This is a genomic window from Candidatus Frankia alpina (genome assembly GCF_902806485.1).
Lineage (GTDB): Bacteria > Actinomycetota > Actinomycetes > Frankiales > Frankiaceae > Frankia > Frankia alpina.
This window is the reverse complement of sequence record NZ_CADCWT010000082.1, coordinates 1-17,956: the sequence shown is the minus strand read 5'-3', so window position 1 is coordinate 17,956 and position 17,956 is coordinate 1. Positions and strand designations below refer to the sequence as shown.

Here is a 17,956-nt window from a genome sequence, read left to right as displayed (position 1 = left end):
GACGGCACAACGGGGCCAATACTCCGCGTAGCAGATCGCAACCTAGAACGATCTTCCCGAGGCCCTGGTGCACCCCGAACGGCAACAGTTCTCCTGGCCGCCACCGGCGCAGCACCCCGGGCGGCTCCGCGGCCCACCATTCCCAACCGGCCAGGACCCGTTGTATGGCCAGTTGATCGCGACGAAGGACCGCGACATCGATGTCGTCGTGTGCACGAAAGCACCGCCCGACCGCACAAGCGATCGCGTATCCACCCGCGGCCCACCACGGCCCGGCCAGATCCGCGAACAGCGCGGCCGCCTCGCCCGGCTCGGCGGGCTCCCACCGCCCGTACCGGCTGTCGGCCATCATCCGCCGATTATCACCCACTTCCATACCTTCCACCCGCGACACCCAATTTCGCACCGGTAACATCGGCGACGAGGCGTCCCGATACCGGGGTCAGATGTTCGGGACGGGCACCGGGAGCGGAAACGATGTCATAATCGGTACCTGAATCGCATAACTTCTCAAGATAGGATAACGGTCTGTGCTGCGAGATATGGTCCGCGTTGATGACATGGTCGCGGATCGGCTCCGGCATCGTCGTGGCCGGAACAGTCCTCGCGACGATCTCCTGTTCAGCGCAGGAAGCCCCCGACGGCGACTCGCAGGTCAGCACCATGCAGGAGAACGGACGCCCGTTCCCGGCGCCCATCGTGCCGGCTCTCGCCGAACCCCGTGCGCGTACCCACCCACTCCGTGCGGCGGGAGCGGATCCCCGAGCCCGTCCCCAGCGACCACGCCCACCTGGACGGTCGATCCCAACGACCTGACCAGCATCCCGTACACCATCTCCTCGCCGCCCCACACGGGTTGGACCGGCGGAACCCTGTTCACCCCGACTCCCTAGACCATCCTCGCGTGGTCGCCGCGGGCGGGTGGCTGCCGGCGACCCGGTGCGGGTGACGATGCCGGCTCGGTCGAGCCAGGCCGACGGCGTGCTCAGCCGCGTCCGCGCGGGACTCGCAGGCGTGCAGGCGTGCAGGTATCAACCAGTGACGCTCCCACCGCTATCGGCCGAGATCTCCCTGTGATTTCGTGCTAACGTCCAAAGCGCCATAATTCGTCAATCCTTGATGGCATGACGGAGGCGGGCTCTCCCGCCGTGGCCCTGCCCGCAGACATCGCTGTCCGAGGAGGTCGTCCCGTGCGTGAGGCCGGTGCGATGACGGAGTTCGACCGCAGCGCGGGCAGCCTCTGTCTGGACTTCGTCGCTACCGTGCGCGACTGGCCCGAGCGGCGCATCGAGCTGCTCGGCACCCCGGCGGAGCTCACCGGCTGGTTCGAGACGGCGGGTCTGCCTGTCGCAGCCGGCGGCCTCACCGAGCAGGACCTGCTCGACGCACGCACTCTGCGGGCCGCGGTCGCCGAACCCGACACGGCCGCCGCGCTGTCCGTCATCGCCCGCGACGCGATCAACCTGCTCGCCGGGCCGGCTCTCGGCCGGATCCGGGCCTGCGACAGCGACGGCTGCGCAACGCTGTTCTACGATCGCTCCCCATCCGGGCGGCGGCGTTGGTGTTCGATGCGCCGCTGCGGCGAGAAGATCGCCGCAGCGAACTACCGCCGCCGAGTCGCCGCCCGTTCCCGACCCTGAGCCCGCCCTGAGCTCGCGCCCTGAGCCCGCCCGCTCCGGGCCCCCGCGACATCCTGGAGGTTCCCTATGGCCACGCCGCCGGCAGACGGCTTCCACCAGCGGCTGCACCGGGTGACGCCCGCCGGACTGTCTGTCCAGACCACGCAGACCGCCGGAATGAGCCGCGTCGAGGCGCTGTCCGGCAAGACGGTCGGCTCCGTCGACCTGTGAATGGGCCAGACCCACGTCGCCGCGGCGACGAAGTCCGCGGACCATCATCACGGCCGGTCCGAGACCGGCATCTACGTCGTCTCCGGCCATCCGAGCTTCGTGTTCCTGGAGCACGAGGAGGAGATCCGCCTCGACACGAGCCCCGGCGACTACATCTACGTGCCGCCGTGGGTGCCGCACCGCGAGGAGAACCCGGACCCCGACGAGGAGGCGATCGTCGTCATCGCCCGGACCACCCAGGAGGCCATCGTCGTCAACCTTCCCGACCTGCGCTGGGTCGGCCCCATCGCCACCGGCAATATCGGCCCGGCCAACCGGGACTGGCACACCTACTGACCCGACGCTCGCTGACCCGGCGCCGGCCGGAGGCAGTCCTCCACGCGAACCGGGACCAGCCGGCGGGCGAAACCAGTCGGGTCCTCATCCATACCGGACGACCGCTCACCGCCGCGCCCAGGCACACCCATCGCGCCGTCTTGTCACGAAACATCACCAACCCGGGGGCGCTGGGGCAGGTGCCGACCGGCCCCACGCAATCGGGAACTCCGCGGCTGCGGCTGCGCCACGTCGGCGCCGCAGCTCGCGTGACGCCACGACAACGATTGCGTTTCAGTTGGGCGAAATGCCGCCACCCGGACACTCGGCCCCGATTTCCTGTGACAATGGCGACCCACCCGGGCCGCAGGGACGGGGGCGGACACAATGACGGCGAAACAGTTCCAGGGCGCGGTACTCGCCGCGATGACCGGCTCATGGCGGCGGATCTCACTGCTCGTGGCAGGGTTGTTCACGCTCGTCGTCGCGCAGCCGAGCGTGGCGTGGGCCGCGGACACCGTCCAGTTCGTCGGCGACGCCAGCCGGGGCAACGGCGTCGCCGTCCCGTTCGAGGGGTTCACCGACCGGCGCGGCGGGCCCGTCCCGATCGGCGGCGCGGTCGGCGTCGACCTGGTGCTCGGCTCGGACCCGCCCGGCCCTACCTGCCCTGCCAGCACTACGACCCGCTCGCCCGCACTGGGGACACCTTCGTCAACGCCTGCTACGCCACCTACACCCGGTTCCCGGCCGGCGGCGGGCTGGTCTTCCCGAACGGCTACTTCATGGGCAACGCCCAGCCCGACCGGGTCCGTGGCGGCGGCCTGCCGACCGGCTGAGGGTCGCGCACCGCGGGGCTGTCGTTCGAGTTCTACCCGGAGCTGCGCCGCGACGGCGACTACGTCCACTCCCGCTTCTACATCGACCGCTTCACCCATCGCGCCAACGGCTGGGCCTACTCCGCCACCGTGGGCCGGATCGCGTTGACCACGCTCGCCGACCCGGGCACCGCCCGCCTCGGTGGCCGGATGACGGTCGGTGGGCGGGCACCCGCCCCGGGCCGGGCGAAGGTTGTGATCTTCGGCGGGGCGGCTCGCTCGTCGACGGGCTATCCGATCTCCTCGTTCGCCGTCCAGACCGGCAGCGGGGCGCCCACCTGGATCTCCAGCCCGCTCTACGCCGGAGACCGGCGGATCACCGTCACCGACACCGCGACCCACCGCAGTTGCGTCCTGGACCGCCACGGTGTGCGCGGGCCGAACAACGTCGTCGACTTCGACCTGGCCGCCCCGGGCTTCGGCCACCCAGACAGCGTCTGCACCGGCTGACCGCGGCGGGCGTTACGCCACCCCGGTCCCGGTAGATGCCGGGGCGGGACATCAGCTCGGCGTGGTTGCCCTGGTCGGCGACCAGGCCGCCGTCGAGGACGTAGATGCGGTCGGCGGTGCGGACGCTGGCGAGGCGGTGGGTGATGAGCAGGACCGTGCGGTCGCGGCCCAGCTCGCGGATGAGGGTGAACAGGGTCTGCTCGGCGCGGGCGTCGAGGGCGGCGGACGGCTCGTCGGCGATGAGGAACGGGGCGTCCCGGTAGACCGCCCGCGCGCAGGCGATCCGCTGCCACTGGCCGCCGGAGAGGTCGTGGCCGGAGTTGTACTGGCGGGCGAGCGAGGTGTCGTAGCCGTGCGGAAGCTTCGCGATCACCTCGTCGGCCTCGGTGGCGCGAGCCGCGGGGATGACGCTGTCCGGGCCGTCCGTGACGAGCCGGCTGATCCGGCCGACGGCGATGTTGAGCCGGGCCGACATCGGCCACTGCGTGTAGTCCTGCGGGATCACGGAGATGCTCTCCCGGACACTGTCCGGGTCGACGCCGACGAGGTCGACGCCGTCCCAGCTCACGGTCCCGGTGTCCGGCTCGTACAGGCCGGCGAGGATCTTCGCCAGCGTCGACTTCCCGCTGCCGTTCACGCCGACGAACGCGACGACCTCCCCCCGGCGCAGCTCGACGGTGACGCCGCGCAGGGCCGGGGTGTCGGTGCGCGGGTAGGTATAGGCGATGTTCTCGGCCCGGACGACCGCGGGCCGCGTCGGCGCCACATGCTCCCGCGGCGCGGGCACCAACCCGCTCGCCTGCGCGATCCAGGCGCGGTACTCGCCGAAGTAGAGGAAATTTTCGTACGCGGTGTTGAGCGTGGCCAGCGCCGAGGCGAGCGCGCCGCGGCCGATGCGGATCGCGAGCACCGCGGTGCCGCCGGCGGCCAGCGGCATCACCCCGGCGTTGAGCAGCACGATCAGCGTCCCGTAGACGACGCCGAGCGCGAGCCCGGATACCGCCTCCCCGGTCAGCCGGTACCGCGCCTGTCCGCGGCCCACGCGGACCTGCTCGGCCTCCTGCTCGCGGGCAAGGATCGTGTACTCGTCGAGCAGGAAACGACCGAGCCCGAACGAGCGGATCTCCGCGGCACACTCCCGGGCGGTCATGTGGTACCGGAGCATGTACTGGCGCCGGACCTGGCGCAGCCGGCCCAGCCAGGAGGCGTGGGCGAGCCGAGCCGAGCGCATCGACGCCCAGCCGTCCGGCAGGATCGACAGCACCAGCAGGGGCAGCAGCACCGGGTGCAGCACGCCAAGCACACCCCCCGCGGCGGCGATATGGACGGCGGACGTCAGCATCTCGATCGCGTTGTCGACGAGCTGGCGCCCGCTGGCGGCGCCCCGCTCCGCAGCGTCAAGGTCGTCGACGAAGCGCGGGTCATCGAAGGCCATGATCGATGTACGGGTGGCCAGGTCGAGCAGCCGGACGTGGCAGACCCGGTCCACCCGGGGGCCCAGGCGGACCCGCACCAGGTTGGTCGCCGCCGCCAGGCCGCTGCGCAGCGTTCCGGCGGCGATGACGAAGACGAGGGCGGGCAGGGCGTCGTGCAGCCGCTGCGGCGTCGGGCCGTCGCGCAGCACGGCGGTCAGCACGCCGGCGACCGCGAGCAGGCCGGCCGCCTCGATCACGCCGGCGAGCGCCCGCAGGACGACCATGACGACGAGGCCACGCCGATCGGCCTCCCAGGCCAGCGACCAGGCGAGCCGCAGCAGTCCGGGCAGCTGCCGGGCCATCGTGCGCACGCCGGTCTGCGCCATCGTCCGGTCGTGGCGCGCCCACGGCCGGACGCCGTCGTCATCCTCCTTGCCATAGGTGAGGACCGGGTCCCGCCCGACGGCTGACGCCGGTGCCGATACCTGGGGCGGGGCAGGTGCCGGCGGCGCCTGCCGTTGTGCGGGCACGGGGCTGTCATCGGCTGGTGCGGGTTCCACAACGCCGAGCGTCGCGGTTCCGCTGCGCAACCACCTCCGCTTTTGAAGGGATCGGCGCGCTTACGGGGGCCCGGCATGCTATCTGGTGCAGCCCCTCCTGAGTTTCTCTCCCACCTTCTCCATCCTTCTCCATCCTTCTCCATGCATCCGCCGTACGGGCCGTCGCCCCGTCCCGCGGCCGTCCGAGCGGCTTGTGGCGGCTTGTGGCGGCTTGTGGCGATCAGCCCGCGGATCGTGCTGCGCACGGGGGCGAGCACCGCGCACGAGGGCCCGCAGCTGTGTTGCGCGGTGCGATGCGCACGATCCGCAGGGCGCAGACCGTGCAGAACGCACCGCAGCCGGGTGCCCAAACATCACACCCGGTCATCGAACACCGGAAAAGAACCAATGAGCGGCTGCGCCAGGCACTCGGCGGCCGTTACCTCGGGCTGGCCCGCGTCTCAGGGCCGATACCCCGAACGGGCAACTGCCGATCGGGCGAGTGCCTCTCGGTGCGCTGCTCGACGAGGTCCTCACCGCGGGCTTCCGGCTCGAGCGGCTCGTGGAGCCGCAGCCCGTTCCGGAGCTGGCCGAACGCGACCCCGCCGGTTACGCACGGCTCTGCCGCGAGCCCGCCTTCGCGGCGGCCCCGTCCGACCGGGCATGAACGACGGCGCGGACCAGCGGATCAGGAGTGGACGGCCCGCGGGCATTCACCCGTGGATTTGCCGGCGGGAGAAGATGCAGGAGGATTGACCGGCGGCGGCTTTCGGTCGCCCGCTCGGGGCTGCCAGACCGCCACCATTGTGGAAGCCTGATGCCGGCTGGCTAGACTTCATCAGAGACAGCCGATGTAATTGATCTACGCGCATTCAATGTTAGATGTTAGCAGAGATGGGGCCGGTTTGTCAACAGATGACGTTGAATCTGAGCAGGCGTACGTCTCCGCTCTCTACGATCGGCTCGACGGGCTTCGTCGGCGCACCACGACCCGGCTGCGCGGTGTTCTCCGGCACTCCGAGAGCCTGCCGCGAGCCCGGTTCGAGCGGGATGCGGCCAGCGTCGACTGCGCGGCCACGCTGGCCCGGATCACCGCCGCCGAGAACGGCCTGTGCTTCGGCCGGCTCGACTTCGACGGCGGCGAGCGGCGCTACGTCGGCCGGATGGGCATCTTCGACGAGGACGCGGACTACGAGCCCCTGCTGATCGACTGGCGGACCCCGGCCGCCCGGCCGTTCTACGCGGCGACCGGGGCGTCGCGCCTCGGCGTCCGTCGGCGCCGGCACATCACGACGCGGCGCCGCGAGGTGACCGGCCTCGACGACGACGTCTTCGAGCTCGCCGAGCTCGGCGCCGCCGACGAGCTGGTCGGCGAGCCGGCGCTGTTCGCCACCCTCAACGCCGCACGCACCGGCCGGATGAGCGACATCGTCGAGACCATTCAGGCCGAACAGGATCGGATCATCCGCTCGGACCAGCGTGGGATCCTCGTCGTCCAGGGCGGGCCGGGCACCGGTAAGACCGTGGTCGCGCTGCACCGCGCCGCCTACCTGCTCTACACCCACCGTGACCGGCTCGCCCGCAGCGGCGTGCTGGTCGTCGGACCGCACCCGACGTTCCTGCGTTACATCGAGAACGTGCTGCCGTCGCTGGGTGAGACCAGCGTGGTCAGCGCGACGGTCGAGGCGCTCTACCCGGCGGCGACGGCGGACCGGACCGACGAGCCGGCGCTGGCCGAACTCAAGGGTCGGGCGGTGCTGGCCGACGTCCTCGCCGCGGCGGTCCGCGACCGGCAGCGGCTGCCCCGCGGGCAGACGCTGGAGATCCACACCGAGGAACGCCTGCTGATGCTCGAGCGCAGCACCTGCGCCCGGGCCCGGGAGTCCGGCGAGCTGCACAACCAGGCCCGGACCATCTTCGTGCGGGCTGTGATCGAGGCGCTGGCCCGCCAGGTCGCCGACGGCTACGCCGCCGAGACGATCACCGCGCAGGTGCTGGAGGCGGACCCGGAGGCGCTCGACCTGCTGGCTCCGGCCGGCTTCGGCGGCACCAGCCTGCTCGACGACGACGACCTCGCCCAGCTGCGCCGGAAGCTGCGCGCCGATCCGGCCGTGCGGGCGGCGCTGGACGAGCTGTGGCCGGTGCTGAGCCCCGAGCAGCTCGTCGCCGAGCTGTACGCGGACCCCGGCACCCTCGCGTCGGCGGCGCCGGAGCTGACCGCCGCCGAACGGCGCCTGCTGCACCGGCCGCTGGCGGAGGACCGCGCCAATCCGGACGACGCCTGGCTACGCGACCTGCGCGACGCCACCGCCGGCGCCGCAACATCACCGGACCCCGACCCCGACCCCGGCGCCGACGCCGCGGGCAGCAGGCGTGAGGCCGACGATCCCGGCACCGCGGACGGGTCGGCGGACGAGTCGGCGGACGGCGGCGGCGAATCCGGCACGGACGCGGGGCTGCGGCCGGCAGGCGGTTGGACCGCCGCGGACATCCCGCTGCTCGACGAGGCGGCGGAGCTGCTCGGGGAGGACGACCGGTCGGCCCTCGCCGCGGCACTGCGCGACCGGCTGGCTCGGGTGGCCTACGCCCAGGGCGTGCTCGACATCATCTCCCGCGACGTCGAGGACGACCCCGAGATCATGATGGCGACCGACCTGATCGACGCCGGCCGGCTCGCCGACCGGCACGAGGACGCCGACCTTCGCACGATCGCCGAGCGGGCGCTGGCGGACCGGATGTGGACGTTCGGGCACGTCGTCGTCGACGAGGCGCAGGAGTTGTCGGAGATGGCGTGGCGGATGGTGATGCGCCGCTGCCCGACCCGGTCGATGACGATCGTCGGGGACATCGCCCAGACCGGCGACCCGGCCGGCACGACGTCGTGGGAACGCGTCCTCGCTCCCTACACGACCGGCGCGCGGCCCCGCCAGGAGTCGCTGACGGTGAACTACCGCACTCCCGCGGAGATCATGGCGGTGGCCGCCGACGTGCTCGCGACGCTGCGCCCGCCGCAGCAGCCGCCGCGGTCGGTGCGTGCGCTCGGTGTCGAACCCTGGCGGCTGCGGGTGACCGACGGCGAGCTCGGCGCGGTGCTCGCCCGCACGGTCCTGGCCGAGCTGGACCGGCTGGCGGCCGGCCAGCTCGCCGTGCTGGTGCCGGCGGGGCGGCTCGCCGAGCTGACCGCCGCGGTGCGATCGGCCGTGCCGGACGCCGAATCCGGCGACGGTGCCCGGCTGTCCGCGCCGGTCGTCGTGCTCGGGATCCGCCAGGCCAAGGGGTTGGAGTTCGACACGGTGCTCGTCGCGGATCCGGATCGGGTCCTCGCCGAGTCTCCGCGCGGCGCGCACGATCTCTACGTCGCGCTGACCCGGGCGACGCGGTCCCTCGGCGTCCTGCATGCCGGCGAGGTGCCGGGGATGCTCGCCCGCCTCTCTGCCGCCGGCACGGCGCGCGTCCAGGTCCCCGAGGCAGTCCCGGGCCGCGGGGACCTGGACGCCTGAGCGCCGCTAGCCCGCCGATGGCAGCTTCCGCCCGCGTGCCGGCGTGTCCCAGCGCCCGCCCGGGCCATGCTCGGCGGGGGATTTCGTCCGCGCCTCCGCCGGGTCGACGAAGCGTCCGGTCTCCTCGTCGAGGACCGAGATCTGCGCGCCGCCGATGTCGAAGTACATGCCGACGAGCTCCAGCGTGCCGTCCTCGAGGGCCCGGCGCACGGCAGGGTGCTCCCGTAGGTTGTCCAGCTGCTGGGCGACGTTGGCCCGGCCGAGGCGTTCGACCGGCGCAAGGTCCTCCGTACCCGGCGGGGGCGTGCGGGTCAGCGACGCGGCGGCGTGGGACAGCCAGCCGGCGAGCGCCGACTCCGGCTGACCGTGCAGCGCGCCGGTCAGCAGTGCGTTCATCGCGCCGCAGCCGGAGTGGCCGCAGACGACGATCGCGGGCACCCGCAGTACGTCGACGGCGTAGTCCAGCGCGGCCGTGACGGACAGGTCGCCGGACACCGGCAGGCCGAACCGCGACCCCGTGGCGGCACCGGGTGGCAGTTCCACCCCGGGCGCGATGCTCACGCCGGCGGCCATGCCGACGCCCGAGGCCATGCCGATGCCGGCGCCGGTCGGGCTGGATGACCCGAGCCGGCCCAGGTCACGGCCCAGGTCACGGGCGAGGTCACGGGCGAGGGGTCGGCCGAGCGGCGGGCGGTGCCTGTCGTGGCGCGGGACGATGTTGCCGACGTTGCGGACGGTGAACAGGTCACCGGGGCCGCTGCTGGTGATGATGTTCGGGACGATTCGCGAGTCGGCGCAGGTGAGGAACAGCGCGGAGGGTTGCTGGCCTTCGGCGAGGCCGTCGAACGTGCCGCGCAGCAACGGCGCGGCTCGGCGGTGGAACTCGTTGACGCCGACGAGCATCGTGCCGACATGGTCGACCTGGACGGCCGCGGACGGCGCGCCGTCGGCTGCGCCTTCCAGCGAGTGGGCGGACTGTTCCACCTCCTGCCACTGCGACCAGGGAGCGAACCAGCGCGGCAGGTTCGGCGTCACCGAACGGCGGCGCTCGGCATGGTCGACCCGGCGGAACCAGACCTGGCCGATCTCGTCGATGCTGACCACCCCGCCGGACGCCTCATGATTGGCGCACCAGCCGCGCAGGTGCTCGTAGGCGGCGTGGTCGAGGTAGTCGACGATGAGCTCGATCGAGACGGGCGCGCCGAGCGGGATCCGGCCGAGGACCCGGGCCAGGCGCGGCAGCGACAGGAAGCTCAGCGTCCCTTCGACCTCCACCTGCCAGACTCCGTCGCTGTGCACCAGGCGGATGCTCGACCACAGGACCCGGCGCAGGACCAGGCCGAGCGCGGTGACCAGCCCGAGCGCGACGCCCTGCAGCAGGTCCAGGGACACGACGCCGACCAGTGTCACCACGTAGACGGGCAGCTCGCCGTGCCGGCGGACGTGGCGCAGATGGGCCACGTCGATCAGCCGCAGCCCGACGACGACGAGCAGGCCCGCCAGGGCCGCCAGCGGAATCCATTCCACGGCGAAACCGAGGAACAGAGCGAACGCCAGCACCCAGAGGCCGTGCAGGATCGCCGACGCGCGGGTGCGCCCGCCGGAGACGACGTTGGTCGAGCTGCGCACGATGACGCCGGTGATCGGCAGGCCGCCGACGAGGCCCGAGACAAGGTTGGCCGCGCCCTGGCCCAGCAGCTCGCGGTCGAGGTCGGCGCGCGGCCCCCGCCAGCCCTTCGAGGTGGCGAGCTGGTCGACAGCGACGGCGGACAGCAGCGACTCCACGCTGGCGACGATCGCCACGGTGAAGATCCCCAGCGCGATGCCGGACCAGTCGCCGTCGGGCAGCTCGGGCAGGGCGATGGAGTCGAACAGCGAGTCGGGCAGGTCGACGCGCGGAACATCGAAACCGACGGCGGCGGCGAACACGGTGCCGACGACGACGGCGACGAGATACGCCGGGATCCGGCGCAGGACGCCCGGGACGGCGTGGGGCAGCCGCGGCCAGAGCAGGATCGTCGCGATCGTGACCAGGCCGACGGCGGTCGCCGGGCCGTGCGGGCTGATGATCGCTTCTGGTATCGCCCGGATGTTGTCCCAGGCGTGGCTGTCGGCCTTCCCGCCGAGCACGACGTGGATCTGGCCGAGGACGATGGTGAGGCCGATGCCGCCGAGCATCCCGTGGACGATGGCGGGTGAGACTGCGAGAGAGGCCCGGGCGACGCGACACAGGCCTAGCAGGATCTGCAGCAGGCCGGCGCCCACCGTGATCATGCAGGTGACCCGCCACCCGTAGGTGTTGACCAGATCGGCGATGATCATGGTCAGGCCGGCGGCGGGGCCGCTGACCTGCAACGGGGCGCCACCGAGGGCTCCTGCCACGATGCCGCCGACCACCGCGGCGAGCAGGCCTGCCGCGACCGGGGCACCGGAGGCGACGGCGATGCCCAGCGACAGCGGCAGAGCGACGACGAAGACGACGAGGGAAGCCTGCAGGTCGGGCCGCCACCCGTCCCGGGGGCCGACCGCCCGCCGGGACCGGCGCGAGCCACGCGAGCCACGCTGGCTGCCCGGGCCGCCCGGGCTTGCCGCGACGGGCGGCGAGTGGCTGTGCTGCGACGGCGACGGCGGGGTAACCGGTACGGTCATGTCCAACTCCTCGTAGAGCGGCGCAATGATGGGGGTCGCCCGAACGGGCGGCCCAGAGGCGGCGTCGTTGCCGAGGGATCTCATACTGATCACTACCAGCAGTCAGCGGAGCCGGACGCCCACCTGGTCTGCCGCGGATGGTGACGGGTATTGCACCGAACCCAACGATCCGGGCCGCGGACGAGTTTCACTCTGTGATGGTCAACCCACTCACGCGTAACCATTGGACAGCAACGCCCGCTGCTGTCCCAGGTATCGGCCGGGCCAACGACACGGGACATCGGGGCCAGACGACCCCAGGAAGAATGGACGGGACATCTACGACATAAGGCTATAGAAGGGGCAGCCTTCGGCCGTTCGGTCATCCCCGGAAAGAGTGAGCGGCGGCGGGCCGACGGGTCACCACCGGGCGCCCACCCGATGGGCGTTCCGTCGCAGTCGCCCATACTTATCGTGACATGGGGTAAGAACTACGCCCCGGACGGCAGTTAGCGCGCCCGCCGGGGCGCGGGCGGGGGACGTCGCGCATGCACGGTCGTGGCCGGCTCGCCCGGCTTCTGCTCGTGGCGGGATTCGGCCTGCTGCTCGCCGCCTGGGTCGGCAGCAACGCGCCGGGCTTCGGGCCGGACGAGCCGGCGAACTTCGTCAAGGAGGTCGGCGCCGGTACCGGCCAGTGGTCGGGCACACCGGGGCGGCTCGCTCATCCGGCGTTCGGCGCGCAGCCCGGCGCCCCGGAACGCATCGACTGGATCAACCGCAACAGCCGGGTCTTCCGGCTGCCGGCCGGTCTCGACCCGGGTCCGGCCGGCTTCCCCTGCAACCTGTTCCGCAACTGGCTGTCGGTGAGCTGCCTCGACCGACCACACCCCCGCCCACCGGCGACGCGGGCCCTGAGCTACGTCGGGACCTACGAGCCGTACGTCTACGCCGTCCCGGGCACGGCGATGGCGCGAACCCACACGGCGCTCGGTGCGCTCTACACCGGCCGGGCGGTGACCGCGGCCCTCGTGGCCGGGCTGCTCGCCGTCGCCATCGCCGCGGCGTGGAACGGCCCGGCCGGTCCGCTCTCCGTCGCCGGGGTGCTGCTGGCCGCGTCGCCCATGGTGCTGTTCATGGGCTCCGTGCTCGGCACCAACGGCATCGAGATCGCGGCCGCCACCGCGCTGTTCACGCTGGTGCTGCGGATGGGCCGCGAGGCGGGTCCGCCCCGCTGGGCCTGGCCGGCGGTGGGCGTCGTCGGCGCGCTGCTGGCGCTGGCCCGGCCCACCGGACCAGCCTGGGTGCTACTCGCCCCCCTCGTCGGCCTGGTACTCGTCCAGCGGCGCACCCGTGGCGGCGGATCCCCGCCGGCCGTGGCGGGCGAGGCCGTTCGGGCCGGCGTTCGCCACCACCCTCGCCACGAACCGTCGCGGCGAGACGCCCCGGGAGCTTCCCAGGGCACGACGCGGTGGCGGGGAGCGAACCGGTGGCGGCAGGCGTGGCCGGTGCTCTGGCTGGGTCTGGCCGCCGGTGGCGTCGCGGCGACGGCGTTGTGGGAGCGGGCCGTGCAGCCGCATCCGGGGATTCGCCGGGCGCTGGTCGTCGAAGGGCTACATCGGCTGCCTCACGATGCCGACGCCTGGGTGCGGCAGTGGGTCGGCGTGTTCGGCTGGGCGAGCCTGCCGATGCCCACGTACGCCTACCGGATCTGGTGGCTCGCCGTCGTCGCCCTCGCCCTGGTGGCGCTCGCCGCCGACCCGTGGCGGGCCCGGCTGGGATTCGTGGCGGTGCTCGTCGGCGCCGCGGTGGTGGCCGTCGGCCTCGACGTCGTGGTGCTGCGCCAGACCCGCTTCCCGGTGTACGGGCGGTACCTGCTGCCACTCGCCGCCGGGGAGATCGTCACCCGCCGGGCGGCGCGACTGCCCGCGGCGGTCCGCCGGCCGCTCCAGGTCGCGGTGCCGCTGCTGGTCACCGCGGTCCACCTCGTCGGGCTGTGGGCGAACGCCCGCCGCTACGCCGTCGGGACGGGCGGTCCCGGCTGGTTCCTCGGCCGGTCGCAGTGGAACCCCCCGGGCGGCTGGTCACCGTGGTTCGCCCTCGCTGTGGCCGGGGCTGCCTGCCTGGTCGGATTCGCCCTGACCGGACTGCGCGCGGCCCCAGCCACACCCGGCCCGCGCACCGCCGACGGGACCGCCGACGGCGACCTGACCGCGGCGGTCGAGGTCTGCGACGGTCACATCAAAAGCGGTCGGGGTCCTGCGGCGTGGTGTGGCCGGTGCTGATCTCGTTGCGGGCGCGGGTGACGATCTCCTGGACGTGTCGTTCGATCTCCTCGGGATCCAGGCCGAGGGCGCGGCCGATGTGCACCGACCAGACCTCCGAGCGCAGGTTGGTCTCGAAGTCCAGGTCTGCGCGCAGGTTCTGCCGGGCGTTCGCCCGGTTCTGGCTGACCATGACGAACGTCGACAGAAAGATCGCCTCCAGGCTGACGATCATCGTGAGGAGTCCGAACAGGTAGCGGTCGAAGACCGCGGCGTCGCCGAACACGCCCTCGTTGAGCAGGATCCAGCCGCTGAACCAGACGGCGTGCAGGTACACGAAGGGCAGCGATCCCGCGAACGACGTGATCAGGTCCGCCGCGCGGTCCTGCGAGGAGCTCATCCGGGTGAACACGACCCGTTCGTTGCGGATCCGGGCACGCGGCCGCGGGCGGCCGTCCGCACCGGGGCGTCGATGCTGATCGTGGGCGTCGGCGGGAGAACTCATGAACTACATGCTGATGTCCGAAGGTCCGCGCACTGGCGCCGCCCCCGGCGGCCGCGGGTGATCTCTGCGCCCCGATTCCCTGGGCGAGCCGGCCCCGATCCCGCTCGAGAACGCAAGCGGCAGCGTCGTGTTGCGGAGGGTCACTGGCACTCCTACAGTCCGGAGGTGCCGACCGGCCGGCCGCGGGGGCTGCCCTCCGTTCCCGGCCGACCTTTCTCATCCGACGCGCATTCGCGTGACGGTGGCGCGACCGTCGCGCGACCGAGTGATCCGAACGGAGCCAGATGATGAGCACCGGCAGTGGGCTGGACGCCGCGGAGCTGGCCCGGGAACAGGCGGAGCTGCTACCCGACCGCCTGACCCTCGCCGCCGTCGAGATCAACCGCCACGAGTTCGACCCGAGCAACTACCCGGTCAATTCCCCGGGTAGCAACAACTCCTACATCGAGAACCACTCGGAGCCGGAGATCGCCTACAGCAACGAGTCCTTCGTCGAATCCATCGTCAACAGCTGGAGCCAGGTGAACCAGTGGTGACCTCCGTGACCGCCACGAGGGCAGCACTCCTCGAATGCGGCGGTGCGGTGGTGCGGCGAACGAAGTTCGACCGTGTACAGAGCATGACGTGACACGCCCAGCTCGGATCCTCGCCATCGCGTTTTGACGCGGCTAGCGTTACACCCGTCAGAGCAGTCATGAAGACTGGATCACGACGGGGGCAAGAATGCAGGAAAAAATTGATGGTGGATCTGACGGAAAACGTCAGAGATTTCCCCTGGAGCAGGTTGAACTGCTGCCCGATCGACTGACCCTGGCAGCTTTGGAGATCGGCCGGAAAGAATTCGATCCTACCTTCTTTCCGATCAATTTGCCCTGGTCGAACATGGCCCAGATCGACGCGCACGGCGAACCGCAGATCCTCGGCGGAATACTGCCGATCCTCATCTCACTGGTACCCAGCATCAACATCATCTTCCAGATCGACGACTACTGATCGACCTGCGACGGACGGCCAAGATGAGCAACGTTCCCCCGCGCCCCAGCCCCGTCCCAGCGACGGGTCCGGGGCGTGGGGGCCAACCCCTCGTCGGGGAGCCGGGCAATGATGCGAAGCCGCCGGCAACCCGCCGGCCCACGGCCGGTCCGGTCGGTCCGGCCGGCGGCGGGCCTGGCTCGGTGCCGGCCCGGCCACGCCGGGCCGACGGCCTGACCCTGCTCGGCGAGTTCGCCGGCTCCGGCCTGGACCGGCCGGTCGAGCTCGCCCGCCGGGGCGACGGTCAGGTCGTCGCACTCACCGAGCTGCTCGCGCGCATTCTGGCGGCGGCGGACGGCATCCGGGACGTCGAGGCGATCGCCGGCCGGGTGACGACGCACGACGGCCGGGCGGTGAGCGGGGCCGACGTCCGCTACCTGATCGCCGACCGGCTGATGCCGCTCGGCCTCATCGCCGCCGCCGGCGGCGCCACCCCGAGTCCCCGGGCAGCGGCGATGTTCACCCTTGCCGGGCGGCGGACCCTGCTGCCCGCGCCGGTGGTGGCACGGATCAGCGGGGTGCTCGCGGTGCTGTTCCGGCCGGCGGCCGTCGCTGGACTGCCCGCCATGCTGGTCGCGGCGGACGTCTGGGCGTTTCGCCGGCACAGCGTCGGACAGCGCGGCCGCGGTGCTCGCCACCCCGACGCTGATGCTGGCGGTGGTCGGGCTGGCCCTGGCCGGCGCCCTGGTCCACGAGTGCGGGCACGCCGCCGCCTGCCGCTACGGCGGCGCCAGGCCCGGCGTGATCGGCTTCGGCATGTACCTGGTGTGGCCGGCGTTCTTCACCGATGTCACGGACACCTACCGGCTCAGCCGGCGCGGCCGGCTGCGCACCGACCTCGGCGGCATCTACTTCAACGGGCTGTATGCGCTGGTCCTGTGCGGCGCGCTCGCGGTCAGCCACGCCGAGGTCCTGGTAACCGCGATCGTGCTCACCCGCCTCGACGCCGCCCGCCAGCTCGCGCCGTTCGTCCGCCTGGACGGCTACTACATCATGGGCGACCTCGCCGGGGTGCCCGACCTGTTCAGCCGGATGGTCCCGGCGCTGCGCCCTGCCCTGCCCGGCCGGCGCCGCCCGCCGATCGGGCGGCCCGCGGCCGGCGGGCCTGTGGCCCGAGGCGGCGGTGCGGCACCCGCCGGCCTGACCGGCGGCACGCGGCTGACCGGGCTGACCCGGCGGGCTCGGCTGGTGGTGACCGCCTGGGCGCTGCTCGCCGCGCCCGCGATCGTGATCAACCTGCTGATGCTGCTCGTGTCCGTGCCGTTCGTCCTGCCCCGCACGGCACGAGCCGTCTGGGCGCAGCTCGAGCCGGCAGGTTCGGCGATCGGTGGCGGGCAGGTGCTGACCGGCGCCGCCGACGCCGCGGCCGCCGTCGTCCTGGCGCTGCCGGCCGCCGGCATGCTGTTCGTGCTGTTCCTGCTCGGCCGTGCGGTGGGCCGCGGCCTCGTCGCGTACCGACGCCGCTCTCAGGCCCCGGCCGGTGGGGCGAAGAACTCCAGCGCGATGCCATCCGGGTCGCGCAACGACAGGCCGCTGCCGTAGTGGGCGTCGACGATGCCGCCGTGGTCGACGCCGAGCTCGTCGAGTCGGTCCTGCCAGCGGGCGAGCTCCGCCCGGTCGGCGCAGCCGAAGGCGACGTGGTCCAGCCCGCGGCAACGCTCGTCGAAGCCGGTGGTCCGATCGCCGTCGGGGAACTCGTGCAGGCCGAACAGCTGGCCACCGTCGATCGCGAACACGACATGCCGGAACGGGCCGGTGCCCTCGTCGAGCACCGGCTCGGCGCCGAACAGGGCGGTGTAGCACGGCACGCTGACCGCCAGATCGGTCACGGTGACGGCGACGTGGGTGAAGGCGGGAAATGTAGTCATTATTAATATTCCTGTCGGTTAGGCGTTCCGGGAAAGCACGGCCGCGGCCTTCTGCGCGCCATCAAGATGCGCGCGGGGCACCTCGAAACGCGACGCGGTGCCGTCGTAGAGATGAATTTCAAGCACGCCGGTCATCTTGCCCTTGTTGACCTGGGCGAGCCGCACAGCGGGTCACAGCGCCGCTCGCGGTCACGGCCGCGCCCACGGCGCACCCTGGACGCGGTCATCGCCGCCGACGCCGATCTCGGCGCCGAGCTACAGGCCACCATCACCACCGGCCTGACCTGCCGCTACATCCCGGCGGCGACCGACCCGCGCCACTGGACCGTCCGCCGCTGACGCGGGCATGGAGCAAAAACCACTGGCGGCTGCCTCCATAACGTCCCTAGAATCCAATCCGTGTCAGCTACCCGCATCCTGCTGGTCTGCGGCGCGGCGGGCGTCGGTAAATCCTCGACCGCCTACGAGATCGCTCATCAACTTGCCGACCTCAACGTGCCCCACGCCATGATCGACTGTGATGAACTTGATCGAGTCCACCCATGGCCACCTCCCGGACTGAGTACCAGCGAGCTGTCCCGCCGCAATCTTGGCGCGCTCTGGGCCAACTTCGCCGCCCTCGGCCACACCCGGCTCCTGCTCACCGGCGTCTTCGCCCAGGGCCCCGGGAAGATCGTTCTAGGTTGCGATCTGCTACGCGGAGTATTGGCCCCGTCGT

General features: G+C 72.1%; 15 protein-coding genes and 2 pseudogenes. 11 read left to right on the top strand and 6 right to left on the bottom strand.

Annotated features, from left to right (window positions below; translation table 11 throughout):
• On the bottom strand, positions 1-370 hold a 370-nt coding region (locus G6R25_RS25155; RefSeq protein ID WP_419469342.1), incomplete at its 3' end, for a nucleotidyltransferase domain-containing protein.
• A gap of 820 nt (positions 371-1,190) precedes the next feature.
• Here G6R25_RS25155 and G6R25_RS11345 point away from each other — a divergent pair.
• The 3 genes and pseudogenes from G6R25_RS11345 (at position 1,191) to G6R25_RS26775 (ending at position 3,001) form a co-directional block, all read left to right on the top strand.
• On the top strand, positions 1,191-1,640 hold the full coding sequence (locus G6R25_RS11345; protein ID WP_235948072.1) for a CGNR zinc finger domain-containing protein: 450 nt from the start codon (positions 1,191-1,193) through the stop codon (positions 1,638-1,640).
• 66 nt (positions 1,641-1,706) lie between these two features.
• Positions 1,707-2,186, top strand: a pseudogene (locus tag G6R25_RS11340) (cupin domain-containing protein).
• 482 nt (positions 2,187-2,668) lie between these two features.
• The gene (locus G6R25_RS26775; protein WP_235948069.1) at positions 2,669-3,001 is read left to right on the top strand and encodes a hypothetical protein; all 333 of its coding nucleotides are present in this window, start codon (positions 2,669-2,671) and stop codon (positions 2,999-3,001) included.
• Between the two features lie 361 nt (positions 3,002-3,362).
• Here G6R25_RS26775 and G6R25_RS11330 read toward each other — a convergent pair whose 3' ends face one another.
• Positions 3,363-5,435: an ABC transporter ATP-binding protein gene (locus G6R25_RS11330; protein ID WP_235948066.1), complete on the bottom strand. Its 2,073-nt coding sequence runs from the start codon at positions 5,433-5,435 to the stop codon at positions 3,363-3,365.
• 511 nt (positions 5,436-5,946) lie between these two features.
• On the opposite strand from G6R25_RS11330, the gene G6R25_RS25150 reads away from it, so the two are divergent.
• The gene (locus G6R25_RS25150; RefSeq protein ID WP_205447060.1) at positions 5,947-6,111 is read left to right on the top strand and encodes a hypothetical protein; all 165 of its coding nucleotides are present in this window, start codon (positions 5,947-5,949) and stop codon (positions 6,109-6,111) included.
• Positions 6,112-6,349: 238 nt separating this feature from the next.
• The gene (locus G6R25_RS11320; protein ID WP_163552947.1) at positions 6,350-8,944 is read left to right on the top strand and encodes a HelD family protein; all 2,595 of its coding nucleotides are present in this window, start codon (positions 6,350-6,352) and stop codon (positions 8,942-8,944) included.
• A gap of 6 nt (positions 8,945-8,950) precedes the next feature.
• Here the strand turns inward: G6R25_RS11320 and G6R25_RS11315 are convergent, their stop codons facing one another.
• A complete protein-coding gene (locus tag G6R25_RS11315) occupies positions 8,951-11,593 on the bottom strand; it encodes a SulP family inorganic anion transporter (RefSeq protein ID WP_163552946.1) in 2,643 nt (880 codons plus the stop codon).
• Positions 11,594-12,120: 527 nt separating this feature from the next.
• Between G6R25_RS11315 and G6R25_RS11310 the strand changes: the two genes are divergently transcribed.
• On the top strand, positions 12,121-13,854 hold the full coding sequence (locus G6R25_RS11310) for a DUF2142 domain-containing protein (protein ID WP_235948063.1): 1,734 nt from the start codon (positions 12,121-12,123) through the stop codon (positions 13,852-13,854).
• Here G6R25_RS11310 and G6R25_RS11305 read toward each other — a convergent pair.
• On the bottom strand, positions 13,811-14,338 hold the full coding sequence (locus tag G6R25_RS11305; RefSeq protein WP_163552945.1) for a DUF1003 domain-containing protein: 528 nt from the start codon (positions 14,336-14,338) through the stop codon (positions 13,811-13,813). The two genes, G6R25_RS11310 and G6R25_RS11305, sit on opposite strands and share 44 nt — an antisense overlap.
• Before the next feature lie 287 nt (positions 14,339-14,625).
• Between G6R25_RS11305 and G6R25_RS11300 the strand changes: the two genes are divergently transcribed.
• Positions 14,626-14,874 carry a hypothetical protein gene (locus G6R25_RS11300; RefSeq protein ID WP_136446832.1) on the top strand — a complete coding sequence of 83 codons (249 nt, stop codon included), beginning with the start codon at positions 14,626-14,628 and terminating at the stop codon, positions 14,872-14,874.
• Between the two features lie 187 nt (positions 14,875-15,061).
• Positions 15,062-15,331, top strand: a complete 270-nt coding sequence (locus G6R25_RS11295) for a hypothetical protein (RefSeq protein ID WP_163552944.1) — start codon at positions 15,062-15,064, stop codon at positions 15,329-15,331.
• Here the strand turns inward: G6R25_RS11295 and G6R25_RS26770 are convergent.
• Positions 15,325-16,008 (bottom strand): hypothetical protein, encoded by a 684-nt coding sequence (locus G6R25_RS26770; RefSeq protein WP_235948061.1) that lies wholly within the window; start codon positions 16,006-16,008, stop codon positions 15,325-15,327. The genes G6R25_RS11295 and G6R25_RS26770 overlap by 7 nt on opposite strands.
• Here G6R25_RS26770 and G6R25_RS26765 point away from each other — a divergent pair.
• On the top strand, positions 15,998-16,912 hold the full coding sequence (locus G6R25_RS26765; RefSeq protein ID WP_235948059.1) for a hypothetical protein: 915 nt from the start codon (positions 15,998-16,000) through the stop codon (positions 16,910-16,912). The two genes, G6R25_RS26770 and G6R25_RS26765, sit on opposite strands and share 11 nt — an antisense overlap.
• Here G6R25_RS26765 and G6R25_RS11285 read toward each other — a convergent pair.
• Positions 16,837-17,238, bottom strand: a complete 402-nt coding sequence (locus tag G6R25_RS11285; RefSeq protein WP_163552943.1) for a VOC family protein — start codon at positions 17,236-17,238, stop codon at positions 16,837-16,839. The two genes, G6R25_RS26765 and G6R25_RS11285, sit on opposite strands and share 76 nt — an antisense overlap.
• Positions 17,239-17,349: 111 nt before the next feature.
• Between G6R25_RS11285 and G6R25_RS11280 the strand changes: the two genes are divergently transcribed.
• Together G6R25_RS11280 and G6R25_RS11275 are read left to right on the top strand one after the other, a co-directional pair.
• On the top strand, positions 17,350-17,577 hold the full coding sequence (locus G6R25_RS11280; RefSeq protein ID WP_161983190.1) for a hypothetical protein: 228 nt from the start codon (positions 17,350-17,352) through the stop codon (positions 17,575-17,577).
• 60 nt (positions 17,578-17,637) lie between these two features.
• Positions 17,638-17,956: pseudogene (locus tag G6R25_RS11275) on the top strand (ATP-binding protein); the annotation flags it as partial.

Coding starts and splice junctions, on each gene's coding strand:
- G6R25_RS11315 (WP_163552946.1), bottom strand. CDS start 11,593: ATGACCGTACCGGTTACCCCGCCGTCGCCGTCGCAGCACAGCCACTCG.
- G6R25_RS11285 (WP_163552943.1), bottom strand. CDS start 17,238: ATGACTACATTTCCCGCCTTCACCCACGTCGCCGTCACCGTGACCGAT.
- G6R25_RS11295 (WP_163552944.1), top strand. CDS start 15,062: ATGCAGGAAAAAATTGATGGTGGATCTGACGGAAAACGTCAGAGATTT.
- G6R25_RS11310 (WP_235948063.1), top strand. CDS start 12,121: ATGCACGGTCGTGGCCGGCTCGCCCGGCTTCTGCTCGTGGCGGGATTC.
- G6R25_RS11305 (WP_163552945.1), bottom strand. CDS start 14,338: ATGAGTTCTCCCGCCGACGCCCACGATCAGCATCGACGCCCCGGTGCG.
- G6R25_RS11300 (WP_136446832.1), top strand. CDS start 14,626: ATGAGCACCGGCAGTGGGCTGGACGCCGCGGAGCTGGCCCGGGAACAG.
- G6R25_RS11280 (WP_161983190.1), top strand. CDS start 17,350: ATGAATTTCAAGCACGCCGGTCATCTTGCCCTTGTTGACCTGGGCGAG.